Annotated in this window: 18 protein-coding genes and 1 pseudogene; 11 read left to right on the top strand and 8 right to left on the bottom strand. The window is 66.9% G+C overall.

The window, feature by feature from the left end; translation table 11 throughout:
• Window positions 1-2 precede the first annotated feature (2 nt).
• The 4 genes from MHEC_RS05465 (at window position 3) to pth (ending at window position 2,933) form a co-directional block, all read left to right on the top strand.
• Complete coding sequence (locus MHEC_RS05465; protein WP_372507403.1) at window positions 3-650, top strand: LpqN/LpqT family lipoprotein; 648 nt, start codon at window positions 3-5, stop codon at window positions 648-650.
• Between the two features lie 42 nt (window positions 651-692).
• Window positions 693-1,559, top strand: coding sequence for an oxidoreductase (locus MHEC_RS05460; protein WP_048892849.1), 867 nt, complete (start codon window positions 693-695; stop codon window positions 1,557-1,559).
• A 129-nt stretch (window positions 1,560-1,688) separates the two neighbouring features.
• Window positions 1,689-2,354: a 50S ribosomal protein L25/general stress protein Ctc gene (locus MHEC_RS05455; RefSeq protein WP_048892857.1), complete on the top strand. Its 666-nt coding sequence runs from the start codon at window positions 1,689-1,691 to the stop codon at window positions 2,352-2,354.
• Window positions 2,355-2,357: 3 nt separating this feature from the next.
• Window positions 2,358-2,933 carry an aminoacyl-tRNA hydrolase gene (gene pth / locus MHEC_RS05450; RefSeq protein WP_048892850.1) on the top strand — a complete coding sequence of 192 codons (576 nt, stop codon included), beginning with the start codon at window positions 2,358-2,360 and terminating at the stop codon, window positions 2,931-2,933.
• A gap of 110 nt (window positions 2,934-3,043) precedes the next feature.
• Here the strand turns inward: pth and MHEC_RS05445 are convergent, their stop codons facing one another.
• Together MHEC_RS05445 and MHEC_RS05440 are read right to left on the bottom strand one after the other, a co-directional pair.
• Window positions 3,044-4,678, bottom strand: a complete 1,635-nt coding sequence (locus MHEC_RS05445) for a fatty acyl-AMP ligase (protein WP_048892858.1) — start codon at window positions 4,676-4,678, stop codon at window positions 3,044-3,046.
• Between the two features lie 316 nt (window positions 4,679-4,994).
• Window positions 4,995-5,945: a 4-(cytidine 5'-diphospho)-2-C-methyl-D-erythritol kinase gene (locus MHEC_RS05440; RefSeq protein WP_048892851.1), complete on the bottom strand. Its 951-nt coding sequence runs from the start codon at window positions 5,943-5,945 to the stop codon at window positions 4,995-4,997.
• Between the two features lie 157 nt (window positions 5,946-6,102).
• On the opposite strand from MHEC_RS05440, the gene MHEC_RS05435 reads away from it, so the two are divergent.
• Window positions 6,103-6,900, top strand: coding sequence for a serine/threonine-protein kinase (locus MHEC_RS05435; protein ID WP_048892852.1), 798 nt, complete (start codon window positions 6,103-6,105; stop codon window positions 6,898-6,900).
• Between the two features lie 8 nt (window positions 6,901-6,908).
• On the opposite strand, the gene rsmA is transcribed toward MHEC_RS05435, so the two are convergent.
• The 3 genes from rsmA to MHEC_RS05420 form a co-directional block, all read right to left on the bottom strand.
• The gene (rsmA, locus tag MHEC_RS05430; RefSeq protein ID WP_071700365.1) at window positions 6,909-7,838 is read right to left on the bottom strand and encodes a 16S rRNA (adenine(1518)-N(6)/adenine(1519)-N(6))-dimethyltransferase RsmA; all 930 of its coding nucleotides are present in this window, start codon (window positions 7,836-7,838) and stop codon (window positions 6,909-6,911) included.
• On the bottom strand, window positions 7,802-8,929 hold the full coding sequence (locus MHEC_RS05425) for a resuscitation-promoting factor (protein ID WP_048892853.1): 1,128 nt from the start codon (window positions 8,927-8,929) through the stop codon (window positions 7,802-7,804). Before MHEC_RS05425 ends, rsmA begins: the two co-directional genes overlap by 37 nt.
• A 147-nt stretch (window positions 8,930-9,076) precedes the next feature.
• A complete protein-coding gene (locus MHEC_RS05420) occupies window positions 9,077-9,934 on the bottom strand; it encodes a TatD family hydrolase (RefSeq protein ID WP_048892854.1) in 858 nt (285 codons plus the stop codon).
• Between the two features lie 19 nt (window positions 9,935-9,953).
• Between MHEC_RS05420 and metG the strand changes: the two genes are divergently transcribed.
• A complete protein-coding gene (gene metG / locus MHEC_RS05415; RefSeq protein ID WP_048892855.1) occupies window positions 9,954-11,498 on the top strand; it encodes a methionine--tRNA ligase in 1,545 nt (514 codons plus the stop codon).
• A 527-nt stretch (window positions 11,499-12,025) separates the two neighbouring features.
• Here metG and MHEC_RS05410 read toward each other — a convergent pair.
• Entirely contained in the window at window positions 12,026-13,225 is a 1,200-nt protein-coding gene (locus MHEC_RS05410) for an IS110 family RNA-guided transposase (protein ID WP_142358634.1), read from the bottom strand.
• 238 nt (window positions 13,226-13,463) lie between these two features.
• Between MHEC_RS05410 and MHEC_RS05405 the strand changes: the two genes are divergently transcribed.
• The 3 genes from MHEC_RS05405 to MHEC_RS05395 all read left to right on the top strand — a co-directional run bounded on the left by MHEC_RS05405 (window position 13,464) and on the right by MHEC_RS05395 (window position 16,877).
• Complete coding sequence (locus MHEC_RS05405; RefSeq protein ID WP_048890146.1) at window positions 13,464-14,639, top strand: NAD(P)/FAD-dependent oxidoreductase; 1,176 nt, start codon at window positions 13,464-13,466, stop codon at window positions 14,637-14,639.
• The gene (locus MHEC_RS05400; protein ID WP_048889940.1) at window positions 14,636-15,547 is read left to right on the top strand and encodes an RNA polymerase sigma-70 factor; all 912 of its coding nucleotides are present in this window, start codon (window positions 14,636-14,638) and stop codon (window positions 15,545-15,547) included. The genes MHEC_RS05405 and MHEC_RS05400 overlap by 4 nt, the downstream gene beginning before the upstream one ends.
• A gap of 85 nt (window positions 15,548-15,632) precedes the next feature.
• Complete coding sequence (locus tag MHEC_RS05395; protein WP_048890147.1) at window positions 15,633-16,877, top strand: aminodeoxychorismate synthase component I; 1,245 nt, start codon at window positions 15,633-15,635, stop codon at window positions 16,875-16,877.
• Here the strand turns inward: MHEC_RS05395 and rsmI are convergent.
• Window positions 16,874-17,710 (bottom strand): 16S rRNA (cytidine(1402)-2'-O)-methyltransferase, encoded by an 837-nt coding sequence (gene rsmI, locus MHEC_RS05390; protein ID WP_048889941.1) that lies wholly within the window; start codon window positions 17,708-17,710, stop codon window positions 16,874-16,876. The genes MHEC_RS05395 and rsmI overlap by 4 nt on opposite strands.
• Window positions 17,711-17,734: 24 nt before the next feature.
• On the opposite strand from rsmI, the gene MHEC_RS05385 reads away from it, so the two are divergent.
• Both MHEC_RS05385 and MHEC_RS05380 read left to right on the top strand, forming a co-directional pair.
• Window positions 17,735-19,291 (top strand): dolichyl-phosphate-mannose--protein mannosyltransferase, encoded by a 1,557-nt coding sequence (locus MHEC_RS05385; protein ID WP_048890148.1) that lies wholly within the window; start codon window positions 17,735-17,737, stop codon window positions 19,289-19,291.
• Window positions 19,292-19,381: 90 nt separating this feature from the next.
• A pseudogene (locus MHEC_RS05380) lies at window positions 19,382-20,241 on the top strand (hypothetical protein).
• Between the two features lie 43 nt (window positions 20,242-20,284).
• On the opposite strand, the gene arcA reads toward MHEC_RS05380, so the two are convergent.
• Window positions 20,285-21,493 (bottom strand): arginine deiminase, encoded by a 1,209-nt coding sequence (gene arcA / locus MHEC_RS05375; protein ID WP_048889942.1) that lies wholly within the window; start codon window positions 21,491-21,493, stop codon window positions 20,285-20,287.
• Window positions 21,494-21,499 lie beyond the last annotated feature (6 nt).

Below are 21,499 nucleotides of genomic sequence, written 5' to 3'. Positions count from 1 at the left end.
CGGTGCCTGCCCGGAGGGGGGTCGCCGTCCTGATTTTCGTGCTGGCGGCGGTCAGCTGCAGTGCGAAAGAGCCCGACTACCAGTCGATTTGGACGACGACCACGACGACCTCCACCACCCTGACAACGACTGCGACGCCCGAGCCGCTCGGGAAATACCTGGAGAGCGTCGGCGTCACCGGTGAGCAGGTGGCCCCTGACACGCTCACCGATTTGGCGGTGTCGATCCCCACCCCGCCGGGCTGGGAGAAATTCAGCAATCCCAGCATCACGCCAGCCACGCAGGCCATTGCAAAAAATGGCAGCTACCCGATCGCGATGCTGATGGTGTTCAAGTTGCGCGGGGATTTCGACACCGCCGATGTGATCAAGCACGCCAACGCCGATGCCGAGCGCACAGAGAATTTCAGGAAGCTCAACGCCTCCACGGCGGACTTTCACGGCTTTCCGTCGTCGATGATCGAGGGCAGCTACGACCTGGGCGGCAAACGGTTGCACGGGTGGAACCGGGTCGTCATCGCTACCGGCTCTCCCCCGGCGAAACAGCCTTATCTGGTTCAGCTCACGATCACCAGCCTGGCCGACCAGGCCTTCCCGCAGGCGTCGGACATCGAGATGATCATCGCGGGATTCACGGTCGCGGCCAAATAGCTCGCGGCAGCGCGGCGCCTTGGCCGCGTTACCGTATCTGCCATGGGGTGGACCGCCGCAGAGCTGCCGTCATTCGCCGGGCGCACGGTCATCGTCACCGGTGCCAACAGCGGCCTGGGGGCGATCACGGCCCGCGAATTGGCCCGGGTCGGCGCCCGGGTCATCCTTGCCGTGCGCAACACCGACAAAGGCGATGCGGCCGCGCGGCAGATGACCGGGCGGGTCGAGGTGCGCCCACTCGACCTGCAGGATTTGGCCTCGGTGCGGGCTTTCGCCGACACCATCGACACCGTCGACGTGCTGATCAACAACGCCGGCATCATGGCCACCCCGGAGGCCAGGACCGTGGACGGCTTCGAAAGTCAGGTCGGCACGAATCACCTCGGCCATTTCGCGCTGACGAATCTGCTGCTGCCTGTGCTCACCGACCGCGTGGTGACCATCTCGTCGGTGTTCCACCGGATCGGCCGCATCAGCCTGACCGACTTCAACTGGCAGTCCCGGCAGTACTCGCGGTGGCTGGCCTACGGCCAGTCGAAACTCGCCAACCTATTGTTCACCCGCGAACTGCAGCGGCGCCTGGATTCGGTGGGCTCATCCCTGCGCGCGCTGGCTGCCCATCCGGGTTATTCGCGCACCAATCTTCAGGGACGATCCGGCCACCGGGTGGAAGACGCACTGATGGCGCTCGGCAACCGATTCTTCGCCACCGACCCGGAATTCGGTGCCCGCCAGACCCTGTATGCCGCGTCTCAGGATTTGCCGGGCGACACTTTCGTGGGGCCACGGTTCGGCATGGTCGGCCGCACCCAGCCCGTCGGCCGCAGCCGCCGAGCGCGGCAAGACAGCACCGCCGCCGCGCTGTGGGAGCTGTCCGAGCAGCTCACCGGCGTCAAGTTTCCGCTCTGACCCGCCGATGCGCTACCCTGTCGGGCGTCACGGCGAGGGTGGCCGCCAATTGTGCCGGCCGCCGTTATCGACGGGGACCTTCTGGTTGTCGCGATGCTGGCCGTGCCCGACCACCACAGGAGCGACACCATGGCTAAATCCGCCGGTTCGACAACCAATCAGCTGACCGCCTCGGTGCGAAGCCAGACCGGCAAAGGCGCATCTCGCCGGGCGCGACGCGCCGGCAAGATCCCGGCGGTCCTCTACGGTCACGGCAGCGATCCGCAGCATCTGGAGCTGCCCGGTAACGAATTCGCCGCGGTGCTGCGCCATTCCGGCACCAACGCTGTGCTGACCCTCAACGTCGACGGTAAGGAGCAGCTAGCGCTGACCAAGGCGATCGACGTCCACCCGATCCGGCACACCATCCAGCACGCCGACCTGCTGCTGGTGCGCCGCGGCGAGAAAGTCGTCGTCGAAGTGACCGTCGAGGTCGAGGGTGAGCCCGCGTCCGGCACCCTGGTCACCCAGGAGACCAGCACCGTCGAGATCGAGGCCGAGGCGCTGTCCATCCCCGAGCAGCTGACCGTCTCCGTCCAGGACGCCCAGCCCGGCACCCAGTTCACCGCCGGACAGATAGCGCTGCCGCGGGGCGTCACCCTGGTGTCAGATCCGGAGCTGCTGGTCGTCAATGTCGTGAACGCACCGACCGCCGAGGAGCTGGAGGCCGAAGGTGCCGGCGAGATTCCGGAACGCGAGGAAGCCCCGGAAGAGGTCGCCGAAGAAGCCGAAGCCGCCGCACCCGAGTCCGAGTAACACATGGCCGAACCCCTGTTGGTGGTCGGCCTTGGCAACCCGGGACCGAACTATGCCCGGACCCGGCACAACCTCGGATACCTGGTCGCCGATCGGCTTGCCGCGCGACTGGGCTCAACGTTCAAGACGCACAAGCGTTCCGGCGCCGACATCGTCACCGGCCGGCTCGCCGGCTGCTCGGTGGTGCTGGCCAAACCGCGCAGCTACATGAACGACTCGGGTCGCCAAGTCGCACCGCTGGCCAAGTTCTACTCGGTGCCGCCCGCCGACATCGTGGTCATCCACGACGACCTCGACTTGGACTTCGGCCGCATCCGGCTCAAGCTCGGTGGCGGCGAAGGCGGCCACAACGGGCTACGCTCGGTGGCTGCGGCGTTGGGCACCAAAGACTTTCAGCGGGTGCGCATCGGGATCGGGCGTCCACCGGGACGCAAAGATCCGGCCGCCTTCGTGTTGGAGAACTTCACCCCAGCTGAGCGCGCCGAGGTGCCGACAATATGCGAGCAGGCCGCCGACGCCACGGAGCTGCTTATCGAGTTGGGGCTAGAACCGGCGCAGAACGTCGTTCACGCCTGGTAAATGCGCGCGAGGGCGGCGCGAGCAGACGCAGAATCGCACTGCGCGCGCCCCGCGTGTGCGATTCTGCGTCTGCTCGCCGCCCTACTGCTCGGCGCGATGCGGCGCGAACCCTACGTGACCAGTGTGACGGAATTGGCCCGGCGCAGCTTGCCCGACGGCGTCTTGGGAATGGTGCCGGGTCCCAGCACGACGACGTTGCGGGGCCGCACGTCGACCTCGGCGACAACCTCGTGGGCGACCTGATGCTCGATACGACGCACTTCGGCCGGGTCGTCGTAGGCGTTGGACTCGACCGCGACGGCGAACGTCTCCCGCGAGTGCCCGGCGTCGAGGCGCACGGCCACCGCGCAACCGGGCCGGACGCCTTCCACCCGGCAAGCTGCGCGCTCGATGTCGGTGGGATAGATGTTGCGGCCGGCCATGATGATGACGTCCTTGACCCGGCCGCACACCACGATGTGACCGTTTTCGGTGATGTAGCCGAGGTCACCGGTGTCGTACCAGCCGTGCTCGTCCTGCGCCGGGATGAATCCGCCCATCGTGATGTAGCCGGGCGTGATCGGCTCCCCGCGCAACTCGATCACCCCGACGCCGCGGGGCGGCAGCACGTTGCCGTCCTCGTCGACGACGCGGGCCTCGATCCCGTCGAGCACCGGCCCCAGCGAAGCCAGCCGGCGAACATTGCCCTTGGTGGCCGGCACCGCGCGACGCAGCGCAGCCAGCAGGTCGGCGTCCACCTCGTCGACGATCAGTCCCTGTCCAACCGGCGAGAACGACACCGCCAGCGTGGTTTCCGCCATGCCGTACGCGGGCAGGATGGCCTCCGGGCGCAGGCCGAACGGCCGGCCCGCGTCGATCAGGTCTTCGACGTCGGCAGGATCCACCGGTTCGGCCCCCGACATCGCAATCCGCAGGGTCGACAGGTCGAACTGGCCGGGCTTGGCCTGCTTACGCAACCGCTTGGCGAACAGTGAATAGGCAAAATTCGGCCCGCAGATAAACGTGCCCTTGTACTTGTCGATCAGCTTGGCCCACAGCAGCGTGTCACGCAAAAAGTCCATCGGGGTGACCTTGACCAGCTCGGCGCCGAAGTACATCGGCACGGTCAAAAAGCCGATCATGCCCATGTCGTGAAAGCACGGCAGCCAGCTGATCATCACGTCGGTCTCAAGGTCGTACTTGACGCCGACGAACATGGCCTCGACGTTGGAGTACACGTTGCGGTGGGTGATCTGCACGGCCTTGGGCGAGCCGGTCGAGCCCGACGTCAGCTGCATCAGCGCCAGATCGTCCTCGTCGGTGTCGATCGGGTCGATCGGGTCAGCGGCCAGCAACTGCTCGACGGTCAGCACGCGAACTCCGCGTTCCTGCAGCACCGGCGCGGCTCCCATGAAGGGGTCGGAAACGATGACCGCTTTGGCCTCGATCATGTCGACCACGGTCGTCGTGTCCTGCGCCCATACCGCGAGATCGGTGCGCGGGGTGGGCTGATGCAGCATGGTCAGGCTGGCGCCGCGCATCCACAGCCCCTGCGCCGTCGGCGCGATCTCCACCGGCGCGCCGACAAGCACGCCGACCGCGTCGCCGTGGCCGACGCCGTTAGCCGCCAGCCCGCCGGCTACCCGGCGGGCCCGCTCATGCACCTCGCGCCAGGTATGCCGAACCGGGTTGTGCGGCTCCCCGGTGACCATGCCGCGCGGGCTCTCGTGAGCGTTGCGGAACATTTTCTCGGTAAACCTGCTCACGACACCCTCCTGGCTTCCGGCACCGGCGCTGCCCAGGCCCGAATTTTCATGGTCCCCGCGCTCGCGCGTGATGCCCAGTAGCGGCGCGCACACGATTGGGGAGCGGTTGTGTCTCGAATCGGTGATGCGTCGGCGACCTCGCGCGAGGGTCGCCGGTCAGCGAGAACGCGGTCGCTGTGGTGACTGGTCGACCGCCCACCGGACGTGCCGGTGGGCGGTGCGGTTGGGCGCATTGTTCGACCGCTAGTCATCACCGCCGAACATCTTAAGCTCCTCTTAAGTAACCACCAAACAATTGGACGGTTTGCGCCTCAGGTCACACCTCGGTCACAGGAGCAGGCACCACTCGGGCGCCGTGCACGGGCCCGCTCGCGACGCGGACCGTGCGGCAGACCCCGGCGCCGGATAGCTGGGTGCCGACGTCGATCGCCGACGTCGCCGACGAACACAAAAACGCGCACGTCGGCCCGGATCCGGAGACGATTCCGGCCAAGGCGCCCGCCTCCTCACCGGCACGCAACGCGCGGCGCAGCGAAGGATCCAAGCTCACCGCTGCAGCTTGCAGCTCGTTGCCGAGCAACGGCGCCAACTGCTGCGGATCACCGGCGGCGAGCGCCGCCAGCACAGGCCCGGGATCTCCGAGTCGCGGCGGCGCCCCGGCTTTCCGCAGCCGGTCGAGCTCGGCGAAGACCGCGGTGGTCGACAGGCCGCTGTCGGCGAACGCCAGCACCCAGTGGAAGGTGTTCCGCGACAACACGGTGGCCAGCTCCTCGCCGCGCCCGGTTCCCAGCGCGGTGCCGCCGTGCAGCGCGAACGGCACGTCGCTGCCCAGCCGTGCGGCGAGGGTATTCAGGTCGCGGCGTGGCACGCCGAGCTCCCACAGCACATTCATGCCGACCAAAACCGCCGCCGCGTCGGCGCTGCCGCCCGCCATACCACCGGCAACGGGAATGGACTTGTCGATCGTGATCGACACATCCGGTGCCCGACCGACATGCTCGGCCATCAGCTCGGCAGCCTGCCAAGCCAGGTTGCGCTCGTCCGCAGGCACCTCGTCGGCGCCTTCGCCAATGACCTTGAGTGACAGCACGTCAGCGTTGCGGACAGTGACCTCATCGACCAGCGAGACGGCGTGAAACACCGTAGTCAGCTCGTGATAGCCGTCGGCGCGGCGATCGCCAACGGCCAGGTAGAGGTTGACCTTTCCGGGCACCCGGACCGTGACCGATCCGGTGGGCACCCACTGAGCAGCGGTGTTTCCGTCCATTGGCACCGCACGAGACTATCGCCGGTACCGGGCAAACCACAGGAGTTCCTGCGACGATGCACGCCGTCACCGGCGTTGGCCCGGCGAGAATGCGGGCCCTGCTACAGCCCGATGCGGAGCCGGGCCATCAAACCCGGTCGCGCCCTACTCTGAGGGCATGCTCGACGCCGGCGAGACCTTCGACGGCTACGTCCTGGACAGAGAAGTTGGCCGGGGCGGCTCGGCCATCGTCTACCAGGCGCATGACCGCGAGCATCCCGACCAGGTGGTGGCCCTGAAAATCCTCAGCGAGGACCACCGGACTGCTCCGGAACGCGCGCGGCTAAACCGCGAATTCGAGTTCGCGCGTCGACTCGGCCATCCCCACATCGTCGAGGTCTACGCGCACAGACCGCATTGGCTGGCGATGCAATTCGTCGACGGCGGCAAATCGACGCGGCTGCAACGACTGGAACAACGCCTGGCCGCGCTTGCCCAGATTTCCGACGCCCTGGATTACATCCACCGTTGTGGTATCGTGCACGCCGACGTCAAGCCAGCCAATATCCTTGTGGCAAACGATTTTTCGCGGACTGGAGCGGTGCTGGTCGACTTCGGGGTGGCGCACGCAGTCGTCGAGGATGTGTTTCGGCGGCCCAAGAACCTGCAGGCCTCGCTGTCGTATGCCGCTCCAGAGGTGCTGCGTGGATACGCACCCACAGCGGCGACAGACCAATACGCGCTGGCTTGTTCAGCGGTGGAACTGATCACCGGCGCACCGCCATTCACCCCAGATACCGCCGCGGAGCTGGTGGACGCTCATCTACGTGGTATCCCCCCACGCATGTCACGTAAAGCCACGTGGCTGCCGCGCGCCTTCGACGCCGCGGTCGCCAAGGCGATGTCGCGAGATCCCGAACTGCGGTATCAATCCTGCACGGAATTCGTCGAACACATCACCCGAGTGCTGCGCTGAGCCGCCCGCTACGACGCCTCCTGGCCGGCAGCAGCGTCGTCCTTCCAGACACCTGAGCGCTGCAGCAGTCGCACGAAGTCTTGGATGGACAGCGTCTCGCCGCGACGGGCCGGGTCGATGCTGGCGGCGAGCAGCCGGCTCGCGGATTCGTTGCCCGAGCCGGCCCATTCGGCAAAGGCATTGCGAGATGTCTTGCGCCGCTGTGCAAATGCGATGTCAATCAGTTCGAACACACGCTGGCGGAAAAGCTCGTCGGTGGGCCACGGCGAAACCTCGTAGCGGTCGATGCGCACCAGCCCGGAGTAAACCCGTGGAATCGGCCAGAACACCGTCGGCGACACCATGCCGAAGCGCCGGACCCGCCCGAAGAAGCGCACTTTGACGCTGGGCACCCCGTAGTCTTTGGCTCCCGGTTCAGCCGCGAGCCGTTCGGCGACTTCGGCCTGCACCATCACCATCACCGTGCGCACTGAAGGAAACTCGGCGAGCAGATGCAAAAGCGCCGGAACGGCGACGTTATATGGCAGGTTAGCGACCACCGCTGTCGGCTCGACGGCCAGGTCGACCCGACGGATTGACAAGATGTCGCGGTTGAGCACTGTCAGCCGGTGAATTTCGCTGTGGGAGTGCTCGGCGACGGTTTGGTGCAGCCGGCCGGCCAGCACAGGGTCGACCTCGACGGCGGTGACCGCGGCCCCGCGGTCGAGCAATGCCAGGGTCAGTGAGCCCAGACCTGGCCCTACCTCCAGCACATGGTCGGACCGGGCCACCCCCGACGCGGAGACCACTCGGCGCACCGTGTTGGCATCGTGAACGAAGTTCTGTCCCAATGCTTTTCGTGGACGGAATTCGAGTTCCCTAGCCAGCCGCCGTATTTCGGTCCGGCCTAGTAGCCGTATGGTCAGCGTGCACCTGCTCTTCCGCTGCACACCGGCCAGGCGCCCCACCCCTGCCGCTGCAGCACCGTCTCAGCAATGGCAATCTGCTCTTCACGGGTGGCTAGATCAGCGCGCGGCGCATACCGCAAGCCGCCGCTGCGTTCCCACGTGTTTTGGTCGAATTGCACACCACCGTAATACCCGTTTCCGGTGTTGATCGCCCAGTTGCCGCCGGCTTCGCAGCGGGCGATGGCATCCCAGATTGTCGCATCGGGCACCGGCGGCACCTCAGTGCCCGGCTTGGTGCCGACCCGCAGCACCGCGTCACGGGCCGGGGTGATCACTGTGTTGGCGACGGGTAACCGGCCAGTCTCCACCCCGTTGACCTTGGCCACAGCGAAGGTCACGTCTTGGGTGCCCGGGCTGCCCGGGTCTTCGACGACCTGGCGGCTGACGTTCATTTCCGGGTCTTCGATGCGGTGCGGCGTCGGCGGCAGCGGCACCCGTTCGGTGATTCTCTCCATGCGGATGCGGGTGACCTCGATCTGCATTCCGTCGGTGACCGGCGTGGAAGCACCCGGCATCACCTTGTCGCTTTGCTGCAGTGGCGCACCAGCGGCGTCGAGCAGCTCGCCGACGTTCGGGGCAGCCAGGTGCACGGTGCGCACCGCGCCGCCGTCGTTGATCCGCACGGTCTTGGCGGTGACCACCGGAAGCGCCATCCCGGCCAACGGAACCCGGCTGCCGCGCGAGGCGGTGGCGGGCGCGGTGTCGGTCATGGCCAGTTGGGCCAGCGCCTCGCCGACCGTGGACGCCGTGGTCCACGCCTGCTTGGTGTCGTGGCCGTCCAGGGAGATCTGCAGTGGCCGGCTGCGCCGCAGGACAATCTCGTCGTCGTTGCGAACCCGCTCGTTGCCGGCAGGGTACAAGTCGTCGCGCTCGCCGACGTCGAACCCGTTCTCTTTGAGCACGTCGATAACCCGCGACTTCATGGTCGTGACCGTCAACCGGGTGCCGTCGACGCTCAGCGTGACCGTCTTACGCGCGGCGACGGCATACCCGCCCGCGAACGTCAGCACCAGCAATAGGGCGGCGACCAGGATCCGCAGGGGCGGCGAGGGGGTCTGGTGGAGCTTGGTGAGTACGTTCACACGCCTTTCCCCGACCTCGGCAGCACTTCAACGACACCGTCAGCAGCCACAAACGAACGGGGCCCAACAGGCCCCGCCGTTCGATCACAAGACGGTAACGAACCGGCCTAGATAGGGCAACTCCGACGCGATGCTCTTAATGGACTCTTAAGAGCCGGTGACGAGCCGGTAGACCCGGCGAGCATTGGCCGTGGTGACCTGCGCCAGTTCGTCCGCGGGTCGCTGCACGAGTTCGGCCAGCGCTCGCACAGTGTAGGGCAGGCAGTACGGCTCGTTGGCAGCGCCGCGGTAGGGGTGCGGGGTCAGATACGGTGCGTCGGTCTCCACCAGCAACTGCTCGGCCGGCACCAGCACGACGGCGTCCCGCAGCTCACGGGCATTGCGGAAGCTGACCGTCCCGGCGAGGCTCAGCAACCAGCCGGCATCGACGCAGCTGCGGGCCATCGCCGGGCCTGACGAGAAGCAGTGAAAGATCACGGTGTCGGGTGCGCCCTCGCCGCACAGCACATCGAGCACCTCGGCGTCGGCCTGGCGGTTGTGGATCATCAACGGTTTGCCGGTCCGCTTGGCCAGGTCAATGTGCCAGGCGAACGCCTCGCGCTGCGCGGCTGGCCGCGCACAGCCGTCCAGGCGGCCCGGCCAGTACAGGTCCATCCCGGTTTCGCCGATCGCCACCACCCGCGGGTGCGCGGCGAGCCGCTCGATGTCGGCGCGAGCGGCCTCGGTCAGCGCGTCGGCGCGGGTCGGGTGCAGCGCTATCGCGGCATAGACCCGCGGATCCCACTCGGCTGCGCGGACCACCCAGCGCGCCGAGTTCATGTCGTCGGCGACGGTCACCACCGCCTCGACGCCGACGGCGGCGGCGCGGTCGACGATCGCGCGCACGCCCGCGACGTCGGCGGCGCCACACGCGTCGAGATGGGTGTGCGCGTCGATCAACGGGGCCAACGGCTCCGGGGCTGGCGGTGCCGTGCGTTTACCGGGCCGGTTGGTGCTCACCCGCACACAATAGGGTGGATTGTCGATGAGGCCCTACTACGTCACCACCGCGATCACTTATCCCAATGCCGCGCCGCACTTGGGGCACGTGTACGAGTACATCGCCACCGATGCGATTGCCCGGTTCAAGCGGCTCGAGGGCTTCGACGTGCGGTTCTTGACCGGAACCGACGAACACGGGCTCAAAATGGCCGAGGCGGCGGCGGCCGAGGGCGTGTCGACCGCTGAGCTGGCCCGGCGCAACTCGGATGTATTCCAGCGGCTGCAGGAGCGGCTCAACATCTCGTTCGACCGGTTCATCCGCACCACCGACCCCGACCACCACGAGGCGTCCAAGGCGATTTGGCAGCGGATGGCCGATGCCGGCGATATCTACCTCGACACCTACTCGGGCTGGTATTCGGTGCGCGACGAGCGCTTCTTCGTCGAATCGGAGACCCGGGTGCTCGATGACGGCACGCGGGTCGCCACCGAGACCGGCGCCCCGCTGATTTGGACCGAGGAACAGACGTATTTCTTTCGGCTGTCCGCCTACACCGACAAACTGCTGGCCCACTATGAGGCCAACCCCGATTTCATCGGGCCCGAGGTGCGGCGCAACGAGGTGGTCAGCTTCGTCTCGGGCGGCCTGCGCGACCTGTCCATCTCCCGGACGTCGTTCGACTGGGGGATCCCGGTGCCCGATCATCCCGACCACGTCATGTACGTGTGGGTCGATGCGCTGACCAACTACTTGACCGGCGTCGGCTATCCCGACACCGACTCGGAGTTGTTTCGCCGCTACTGGCCGGCCGATCTGCACATGATCGGCAAGGACATCATCCGGTTCCACGCCGTGTACTGGCCTGCGTTTCTCATGTCAGCTGGAATCGAGCTTCCGCGAAGGATTTTCGCGCACGGGTTTCTGCTCAACCGCGGCGAGAAGATGAGCAAGTCGGTGGGCAATGTCATCGACCCGGTGTCGCTGGTCGAGCGGTTCGGCGTGGATCAGGTCCGCTATTTCCTGTTGCGGGAGGTGCCATTCGGCCAGGACGGGAGCTACAGCGACGAGGCGATCATCACCCGGATCAACACCGACCTGGCCAACGAGCTGGGCAACCTGGCGCAGCGGTCGCTATCGATGGTCGCGAAGAATTTCGACGGAATCGTCCCCGCCCCAGGCGAATTCAGCGCTGACGACGCGGAGTTGCTGGCCATTGCCGACGGCCTGCTGGAGCAGGTGCGGGCCCATTTCGACGGCCAGGCCATGCACTTGGCGCTGGAGGCGATCTGGCTGATGCTGGGCGCGGCCAACAAGTATTTCTCGGCGCAGCAGCCCTGGGTGTTACGCAAAAGCGAATCGGAGTCGGATCAGATCCGGTTCCGCACCGTGCTGTATGTGACCTGCGAAGTGCTGCGTATCGCGGCGCTGCTGATCCAGCCCGTGTTACCCGAGTCAGCGGCCAAGCTGCTGGACCTGCTCGGTCAGCCCGCGGACCAGCGGACGTTCGCCGCGGTGGGAACTCGGCTCGCCCCGGGCACGGTGTTGCCGCCCCCGGCGGCGGTGTTCCCCCGCTATCAAACGCCGTGACTAGTGTGGCGAGCATCGTGTGAGCCGACGGGAGGCGTCGGTGGAGCCGATGGCCACCAAGGCGCACCAGGCACGCGGCGCTGGGCGAGCGCCGTCGCGGCGGTGAGGAGTCGAGCTGTTCGCGGCGTTCGGCGGCCAGCGCATGACCCGGGCTCCTACCGAGTTCGACACCGACCGCGCGTTCATCGACCTCGTCGGTCGAAGCGCTCCAAATCGCACCTAAACCCTTGCTCACCCGGCGCCGCCAGCACCGTCTTCGATCTGATTCGCCCTCGACTGAGACCGTCGCGCGGGATGTGAACGAAGTCAGGTCACAGTCGGGGAAACATCAATTACGACAAGGGAACTCCCAGGGCTTTCATGCCGGGAATGATCGGCGCGAAGTACACCGCAGCGGTGATGCCGGAAAGCCGTCGCAGACAATCGCAGACACTGTGAGGTCCGTCACAGGCTGTCACATCCCGAAACGCCGCGGTGTCTCCATGGCACCAGGCCCGCGAGAAACCAGGAGATTCTCAATGAAGTTGTCAAGCCGCCGCGGCGGTAGGTGCGGGCTGGTATGCCGTGCCGTCGCGGAGCATGGCCCATACCACGTTGAGGCGGCGGCGCGCCAAAGCGAGGACGGCTTGGGTGTGGGTTTTGCCTTCGGATCTTTTGCGGTCGTAGTAGGTGCGCGAGGCGGCGTCGGTGCGGATGGCGATTTGGGCGGACAGGTAGCAGGCGCGCAGCAGGCGGCGGTGGTAGCGGCGGGGGCGTTTGAGGTTGCCGCTGATGCGCCCGGAGTCGCGGGGTACCGGGGCCAGTCCGGACACGCCGGCGAGGCGGTCGACGGAGTCGAAGCCGCATATGTCGCCGCCGGTGGCGGCGAGGAACTCGGCGCCGAGCACGACACCGAAGCCGGGCATGCTCAAGATGATTTCAGCGTGGCGGTGGCGGCGAAATCGCTCCTCGATCATCGTCTCGGTGTCGTCGATTTCGATGTCGAGGGCCATCACCTCCTTAGCCAGGCGAGCCACCACGGTGGCAGCCAGGTGTTGTCCGGGCACGATGGTGTGCTGGGCGTTAGCGGCCGCAAGGGCTTTGGACGCGACAGCATCGGCATTGCGGGCCTTACGTTTTCGCAACCAGGCGGCCAGCTCAGCAGCACCGGCGCGGCGCAGCCCGTCAGGCGTTTGATAGCCGGTAAGCAAAATCAACGCGGCCTTGCTGGTGCTGTAGTCAAAGGCGCGTTCCAGGGCGGGGAAGTATTCCAGCAGCTGGGCCCGCAGCCGGTTGATCGCCCGGGTGCGATCGGCCACCAAATCAGCGCGCCGGCTGGTGAGGATGCGCAGTTCCACCGCGATCTCGTCGCCGGGTCGCAACGGCTGCAGGTCGCGGCGCATCCGGGCCTGATCGGCAATGATCGCGGCGTCTTTGGCGTCGGTCTTGCCATCGCCGCGGTAGCCGCCCGAGGCGTGATAGACGGTGCGCCCGGGGATATACAGCAGCCGCTGCCCGGCCCCGACCAGCAGAGCAATCAACACCGCAGCGCCACCACCGTTGAGATCGATCGCCCAGGTGATCTCAGCGCCATCAACCACAGTGCTGACCGTGCTGATCAACTCCAGCAGCGCAGTTTCGTCGTTAGCGACCCGCTGCGCCAGCAGCCGCTGCCCTTCGGCGTCGATGACCACACAGTAGTGATCAGATTTACCGGCGTCGACACCAGCCCACAACTGCTGCCCCACAACCACCTCCGTAATCGCCGTAACAATCGACCCAGCAGACGACCACGCCGACGTGTCCTTACACAGCGATCGAATCGCATCTCTCAATTAGCGGTCGAGTCGTCGCGGGACGCCGGGCGGCCAATCTCCTTCGGCCATCACCGACGGCAAACCCATGAAAGCCATACCCGACGCCCCTGGGCAGTTCGAAGCCTACGGCCAACGGCAACGACCACCCTGCAAGAAAGGTAAGGAAATCATGACCGACCAACGCCTGCGCGTCGTGGTCGTCGGCGGCGGATACGCCGGCACCGTGGCCGCCAACCATCTGCGGCTGAGCGCGGATCTCGACATCACGTTGGTGAACCCACGTCCGATGTTCGTCGAGCGGATTCGCTTACACCAGTTCGTCGCTGGGACCGGTTCCGCCACCGTCGACTACGGCACGCTTCTTGGCGACGGCATCCAGCTGGTCGTTGACACCGCCGAACGGATCGACATGTCCGACCGCAAGGTGGTATTGGCCTCTGGTGCGGTGTTGGGCTACGACTACCTGATCTATGCCGTGGGCAGCACCGGCACGCCGCCTGCAGCGGTGCCCGGCGCAGTGGAATTCGCTTACCCCATAGCTGAATTCGAGCACGCCGAGCGGCTGCAGCACGCACTCGGCGAACTGCATCCAGACGCACCGGTCGTCGTGGTCGGCGCTGGGTTAACCGGCATCGAAACCGCCTCCGAGCTTGCCGAGCAGGGTCGCCGCGTGACGTTGGTCTGCGGCGGGGTGCTCGGGCCGTCGTTGAGCGCAGCCGGTCGACGTTCGGTGGCCAAGTGGCTGCGCAGACTCGGCGTCGAGGTGCGTGAAACCGCGGTGGTCGAAGCAGTGGCGCCCGGGGCGGTGCGGCTCATCGACGGTTCGGAGCTGCGCAGCGCGGTGACCGTGTGGACTGCAGGCTTTGGTGTGCCGGACTTGGCTGCCCGCAGTGGTTTAAGCACCGACGCCCTCGGTCGGCTGCTCACCGACGAAACCCTGACCGGCATCGACGACCCGCACATTGTGGCAGCCGGAGACGCCGCCGCCCCGTCGGGCCGGCCGCTGCGGATGAGCTGCCAGGCGGCCGGCCCGCTGGGCGTGCAGGCCGCCAACACCGTGCTGGCTCGCATCGCCGGCACGGAACCGGCGGTGATCGACCAGGCGTTCGTTGGACAGTGCGTCAGCCTGGGCCGCAAGCACGCCACCTTCCAGCTCGCCCGCTTCGACGACACGCCGATCAACCTGGCCCTCGGCGGCCGGGTCGCGGCCTGGGTCAAGGAGGCGGTCTGCAAAGCGACGGTGTGGGGCATCCGCCGCGAGGCGGCCAAGCCCGGCTCGAACCCCTGGCTCAAGGGCGGCAAGCGCACCGAGCGGCTTGCGCACGAGGCGGTCACGGTCTCGTGACCGCCTCGCCGGATGCCTCCGAGCACGCCGAACGGTTCACGCTGTTGCGGCCGTTGCTATTCACCATCGCCTACGAAATCCTCGGCTCTACAACCGAATCCGACGACGTGCTGCAGGATGCTTATCTGCGGTGGGCTCAGGTCGACTTGTCGACAGTGCGCGACACCAAGTCCTATCTGGCCCAGCTGGTCACCCGACAAGCGCTCAACGCGCTGCGCGCCGACGCCCGCCGCCGCGAAGACTACGTCGGGCCGTGGCTGCCCGAGCCGCTGCTGCTGGAAGACCAGGACCCGTCGGCGGATGTCGTTCTCGCCGAATCGGTGTCGATGGCGATGCTGATTTTGCTGGAGGCGCTCAGCCCCGACGAGCGCGCGGTGTTCGTGCTGCGGGAGGTGTTCGGATTCGACTACGGCGAAATCGCTTCTGCAGTAGAAAAATCCGTGCCTGCAGTGCGCCAGATCGCGCACCGGGCGCGGGAGCACGTGCAGGCGCGGCGTCGGCGTTTCGGCCCAGTCGACCCGCAACAGAACGCGCGCATCACGGCCGAGTTTTTGGCGGCCGCATCCGATGGCGACGTGGCGACCGTGATGTCGATGCTGGCACCCGATGTGGTCTGGACCGCCGACGGTGGCGGCAAGGCCACCGCGGCCCGCCGGCCGATCGTTGGTGCGCAGAAGGTCGCCAACGCGGTCATGGGGATTATGCGGGTCGGCAAACGGATGCCCGACGTTCGCTTGGAGATGGCCCTGTGCAACTCCGCACCGGCCGTGCTGTTCTACCGCGGCGACCACCTCGAGGGAGTCTTCACCGCCGAAATCGTCGACGGCAAGATCACCAACTTCTACGCGATCCGCAATCCCGACAAACTGGCCGCGCTGGCGACCACGCACCAAGTCAGCCGCAGCTGAATCGCCGGACTGACACGAAAGCCCCCACCGGTGCACAGCGTCGGGAGCTTTTGCGTCTGTCGGCGCCACACACCAAGCTGGTGTGGTGCGAATCGAGCGGCTTGGCGACCTTGGCGGGGCACCGCAGGTGCTGCGCGCCGTGGGTGACGCTACCAGCCGACTCGGCCTGGCGCCGCCGGCCGCGCTGACCGGTGACTGGTTCGGCGCGCAAGCAGTCATCGCGCCGAGCGTGTCGGCGCAACCCGCGGATGCGGGCGACGTGTTCGCCGTTCGGCCAGGCTGCGACACCACAGCGGTGGGTGGCGGCTGGATCGGCTACCTCTCCTACCCCGACCCGGGCCGAGACGGCGCACCCGGGCGGCTTACCCAGGCCGCCGGGGGCTGGACCGATTGCGTGCTGCGCCGCGACCGGGACGGCCAGTGGTGGTATGAGAGCCTGTCGGGTGCCCGCATGCCGGATTGGCTGGCAAGGGCACTCGCGACGCCGGCACCGGCCCATGCTTGGCGTATCGACTGGGCCGCGGCCGACCGGGCGGCACACCGCGCCGGGGTCCTGGCCTGCCTGCAGGCGATCGCTGCAGGGGAGGTGTATCAGGCGTGCGTGTGCACCCAGTTCACCGGGACCCTTGCCGGGACGCCCCTGGACTTCTTCGTCGACGCGATCGCGGCCACCGCGCCGGCTCGGGCCGCCTATGTGGCCGGACCGTGGGGGGCGGTGGCGTCGCTATCGCCGGAGCTTTTCCTACGACGCTGCGGGGATGTCGTGACGTCCAGCCCGATCAAGGGCACCTTGCCACTGCAGGCGTCTCCCTCGGCGTTACGAGCCTCGGTCAAGGATGTCGCCGAGAACATCATGATCGTGGACCTGGTCCGCAATGACCTGAGCCGGGTTGCGGTTACCGGCACCGTGACCGTGCCCGAGCTGTTGGCGGTGCGGCGTGCCCCGGGCGTGTGGCATCTGGTGTCGACGGTGTCGGCCCGGGTGTCGGTCGACTTGCCGACATCGGCCCTGCTCGACGCCACTTTTCCTCCGGCGTCGGTTACCGGTACACCGAAACTACGCGCACGCCAACTGATTTCGCACTGGGAACAGTTCCGCCGCGGGATATATTGTGGCACAGTAGGGTTAGCATCACCGGCAGCGGGCTGTGAGCTGAACGTGGCCATCCGGACCGTCGAGTTCGACGCTGCCGGAAACGCTGTGCTGGGCTCCGGCGGAGGGATCACGGCCGACTCGGATCCCGACGCCGAGTGGGACGAATGCCTTCACAAGGCGGCGCCGATCCTTGGTCTCACATCTGAGATCACCGCCGCGGCCCGCGCCGGCTAGGTGCGCGGACGCACGACCGCGTCATAGAGCTCACGCCGCGATCGCAGTCCCGGATGGGCGGCGGCCACCTGGCTGCAGGCGTCCTTGACGCTAATCCCTTGACGCATCAGGGCATTTACCTGCGTTACCAGGGCCGACAAATCAGTTTGCGGCGTTGCACCGGCCAACACCACCGTGATCTCGCCGAGCACGCCGCCCGCCGCCCACTTCGCCAGCTCGGTTAGCGGTCCGCGCACCACTTCCTCGTGCACCTTGGTCAGTTCCCGGCACACCGCCGCCCGACGCGCGCCGCCGAGCTGCTCGACGGCGTCATGCAGGCACGCGGCCAGCCGACGCGGCGATTCGAAGAACACACAGGTGCGCCGCTCGTCGGCCAGCGACGCCAGCCACGCCCTGCGGGCCGACTGCTTGCGCGGGGCGAAACCTTCGAAACAGAACTTCTCCGAAGGCAACCCGGACACCGCCAGCGCGGTGATCACTGCGGATGGCCCGGGCAAGCATGTCACCGGCACGCCGGCGTCGATACAGGCCACGACCAGTCGATACCCCGGGTCGCTGATGACCGGCATCCCGGCGTCGCTGACCACCAGCACCGTCGCGCCGGCGGCGATCTCGGCCATCAGCGCAGGCACCCGCGCCGCCTCGACATGATCGAACAAACTGACCACGCGGCCGGCGATCTGGACGTCGAGCGCGTTGGCCAACCTGCGCAGCCGTCTAGTGTCCTCGGCGGCGACCACGTCAGCAGCGGCCAGCGCGGCGATCAGCCGCGGCGACGCGTCGCAGGGCTGCCCCAACGGGGTTGCGCCCAGCAGCAGTCGGCCACCGCTCATGGGGCAAAGCCTACGATCGTCATGATGACAGCGCCGACCAGCGAAAGCCCCGTCGCCGTTGCCGGGCGGGCAGGACCCGTCATCAGCCCCGGGCCGCTGGTGCCCGTGCCGGATTTCGGGCCGGTCGACCGCTTGCGGGGCTGGGCGATGACCGCGGTGATCACCGCGCTGGCGGCGGTGACCCGGTTCGCGAACCTCGGCGCACCGACCGACGCCGGCACACCGGTTTTCGACGAGAAGCATTACGCGCCGCAGGCCTGGCAAATGCTGCACAACCATGGTGTGGAGGACAACCCCGGCTTCGGCCTGGTCGTTCACCCTCCGGTGGGCAAACAGCTGATCGCGATCGGCGAGGCGATCTTCGGCTACAGCGGCCTGGGCTGGCGGTTCACCGGCGCGCTGCTCGGCGTCATCATGGTGGGGCTGGTTGCCCGGATCGTGCGGCGGATCAGCCGTTCGACGCTGGTCGGCGGCATCGCGGGACTGCTGCTCATCGGCGACGGCGTGAGCTTCGTGACCTCACGCACGGCGTTGCTCGACGGTTTCCTCAGCTTCTTCGTGGTTGCAGCGTTCGGCGCGCTCATTGTCGACCGTGATCAGGTACGCGAACGCATGCACGTTGTGCTGTTGGAGGGCCGCAGCGCCGAAACCGCGTGGGGCCCCCGGCTGGGGGTGCGCTGGTGGCGGTTCGGCGCCGGCGTCCTACTCGGATTGGCTTGCGCCACAAAGTGGTCCGGGCTCTACTTCGTGTTGTTCTTCACTGTGATGTCATTGGGGTTTGACCTGGCCGCACGCCACGCCTACCGGGTGCCCCGGCCCTGGCTGGGCGTGATCCGCCGTGACTTCGGGCCCACCGCCTATGCGCTGCTGCTGATCCCGTCGGCGGTGTACCTGGCCGCCTACGCGCCGTGGTTCGCCTCCGAGACCGCGATCAACCGCCACGAGGTCGGCCAGTCAATCGGCGCGCATGCGTCGTTTCCACTGCCCGACGCCATCCGCTCGCTGTGGCATTACACCTACAACGCCTACAAATTTCATGCGGGCCTGACGAATTCGGCCGGTAACCACCATCCGTGGGAATCCAAACCGTGGACCTGGCCGATGTCGCTTCGCCCGGTACTGTACGCGATCGACCAGCAGAACATCCCCGGGTGCGGCGCACAATCGTGCATTAAAGCGGTGATGCTGGTCGGCACCCCGGCCATGTGGTGGCTCTCGGTGCCCGTGCTGTTGTATGCCGGCTGGCGGATGCTGGTGCGTCGCGACTGGCGCTACGCCGCCGCCCTGGTCGGCTACTGCGCAGGATGGCTGCCGTGGTTCGCCGACATCGACCGGCAGATGTACTTCTTCTACGCCGCCACCATGGCGCCGTTTCTGGTGATCGCGATCGCGCTGATTCTCGGCGACATCTTGCATCAGCCAGGCCAAAACCCGGAACGACGAACGCTCGGACTGATCGTGGTGTCTTGTTACGTCGCGCTGGTGTTGACCAATTTCGCGTGGCTGTTCCCGGTGCTCACCGGTCAGCCGATCTCGCAGTCCACCTGGAACATGGAGATCTGGCTACCCAGCTGGCGTTGAGATTGCGCTCAGGGCTGTTGAATCCTGGTTATCCACAACCCTGGATGCAATCTCACTGGCCGAATACCGGTTTGCCGCCAGTATCACGGCATGCCTGACGTGGTTATCGGGACGGAGATGCTTGCCCGTGGTGAGCTCACCAGGGGCCAGCTGCGCTGGAATTACACCGCGCTATTCCCTGGTGTGTATGCGCCCAAGCGCATGGCCCCGTCACTTCGGCGTAATACCGTAGGCGCCTGGCTGTGGTCTGGCCGCGATGGCGTAATCGCCGGGCGCGCCGCGGCTGCGCTACACGGCGCGCTGTGGGTCGATCCGGACACACCGATCGAAATGATCTGGCGCAGTGGCCGCCCGCCGTCGGGGATCGTGGTGCGCAACGAGCGGATAGACGCCGACGAGATCGTCGATGTCGCCGGGATGGCGGTGACCAGCCCGGCGAGGACTGCGCTGGATCTTGCCCGCCATCTGCCGCGTGACGCCGCCGTCAGGCACCTCGACGCATTGGCTCGTGCCACAGGCGTACGGGCGGGTGATGCTCTCGCCCTAACCGAGCGCTACCGGCGGGCGCGAGGGCTGCATCGGTCGAAGGTCGCGCTGCGCCTGATGGATCCGGCGCGGCGTCACCGAGGGAGACATGGCTACGGCTGGTGCTCATCGACGCGGGACTGCCTGCGCCGAGGACACAGATACGAGTCAGCGACGGTGTCAACGAGGCGTTCATCGATATGGGCTACGACGAACCGATGGTGGGCCTGGACTACGACGGCGCGCACCACAGCACCGATCGCGAGCGGTACGTGCACGACATCGGGCGTGCGGAGCTGATCGAACGCGCGGGCTGGATCGACATCCGCGTGGTTGCCGAGCACAGCAGGCGATTCGTCCTTTATCGGGTGTCCGACGCCTTCGCGCGCCGCGGCTATCACGTGAAATTGCGCTTAGGGTCGTGATCTTCGCTCACTCGCAGCCCTGAGCGCAATCTCGATACGAGAGCTACAACAGATCGCGAGCCACCGGGCACGACATGCACCGCGGACCCCCGCGGCCCGTGCCCAGCTCTGAGGCCGCGATGGTCAGCACCTCGATGCCGGCGTCCTGCAAACGGGAATTGGTTCGCGCGTTGCGCTCATAGGCGACGACGACTCCCGGCGCCAACGCCAGCGTGTTGTTGCCGTCGTCCCATTGTTCGCGTTCGGCGATCACAGGGTCTAGACCGGTGTCGATAACCCGCAACTTGTCGATGCCCATCGCGTTCGCGGCCGCCTCGACGAACGGCGCCTCGTCGCTGATCTTGACGCCGTCAGGGGTGCGCCGAAGGGTGAACGCGGACAGGGTGTCCACCACGTTCGCGTACATCACCACCGCGTCGGTGTCGACCATTGTGCACACCGTGTCCAGATGCATCTGAGCGCGTTTCTGCTCGATCGGCACCGCGAGCACCGTGTGGGCCAGATCATCGTCGAATAGGCTGCGCGCCAAGGCTTCCGCGCCCGCCGGTGTGGTGCGTTCACCGACCCCGACCGCGACCACTCCCGGAGCGAGCAACAGCACGTCTCCTCCCTCGACCGGCGCGGTGTGCGATTCGTAAGCGCGCCGCACGCCGGTGAACCGCGGGTGATGGGCATAGATCAGGTCGGTCAACGATGCCTCGCGGGCCCTGGCCGGTAGCGCCAGCGACGGGATGATCACTCGCGGTCCGATCCATATCGACGAGTCGCGGGTGAACACCAGGTTGGGCAGCGGTTCGATGACGAAGTCGGCCGCGTGGTGCATGCGGCGGACCAGCGACACGTCGGCCTGCGCGCCCGTAGGCAGCTCGGTGAACGTCATGCCGGCCGTCAGGACATGCGCCAGGCTGGCCGGATCCAGACCGCGCAGGTAAGCCGAAAGTTCTTGTGCCAAAGGAAATCCCAGCCGCCGATCGTCCACGGCGGCGGCGATACCCTGCATCCGGGCTGCGCCACTGTTGAGCGCTTCGGTCAGCAAATCGGACAGCAGCAGCACTTCGACGCCGCGGGAACGAAGCAGCTCCGCGAAGGCGTCGTGCTCCTCCTGGGCGCGGGCAACCCATGGCAATCCATCGAAGAGCAGCTGGTCGTTGTTGCGGGGCGTCAGCCGTTGCAACTCCGCTCCGGGTCGATGCAGGATGGCCACGCGGAGCCGTCCCACCTCGGAATTGGTCCCCAGTTCGGTGACGGTCACATCTAG

It is taken from the genome of Mycobacterium heckeshornense (assembly GCF_016592155.1).
GTDB lineage: Bacteria > Actinomycetota > Actinomycetes > Mycobacteriales > Mycobacteriaceae > Mycobacterium > Mycobacterium heckeshornense.
This window is presented reverse-complemented; position numbering and strand designations above follow the sequence as displayed.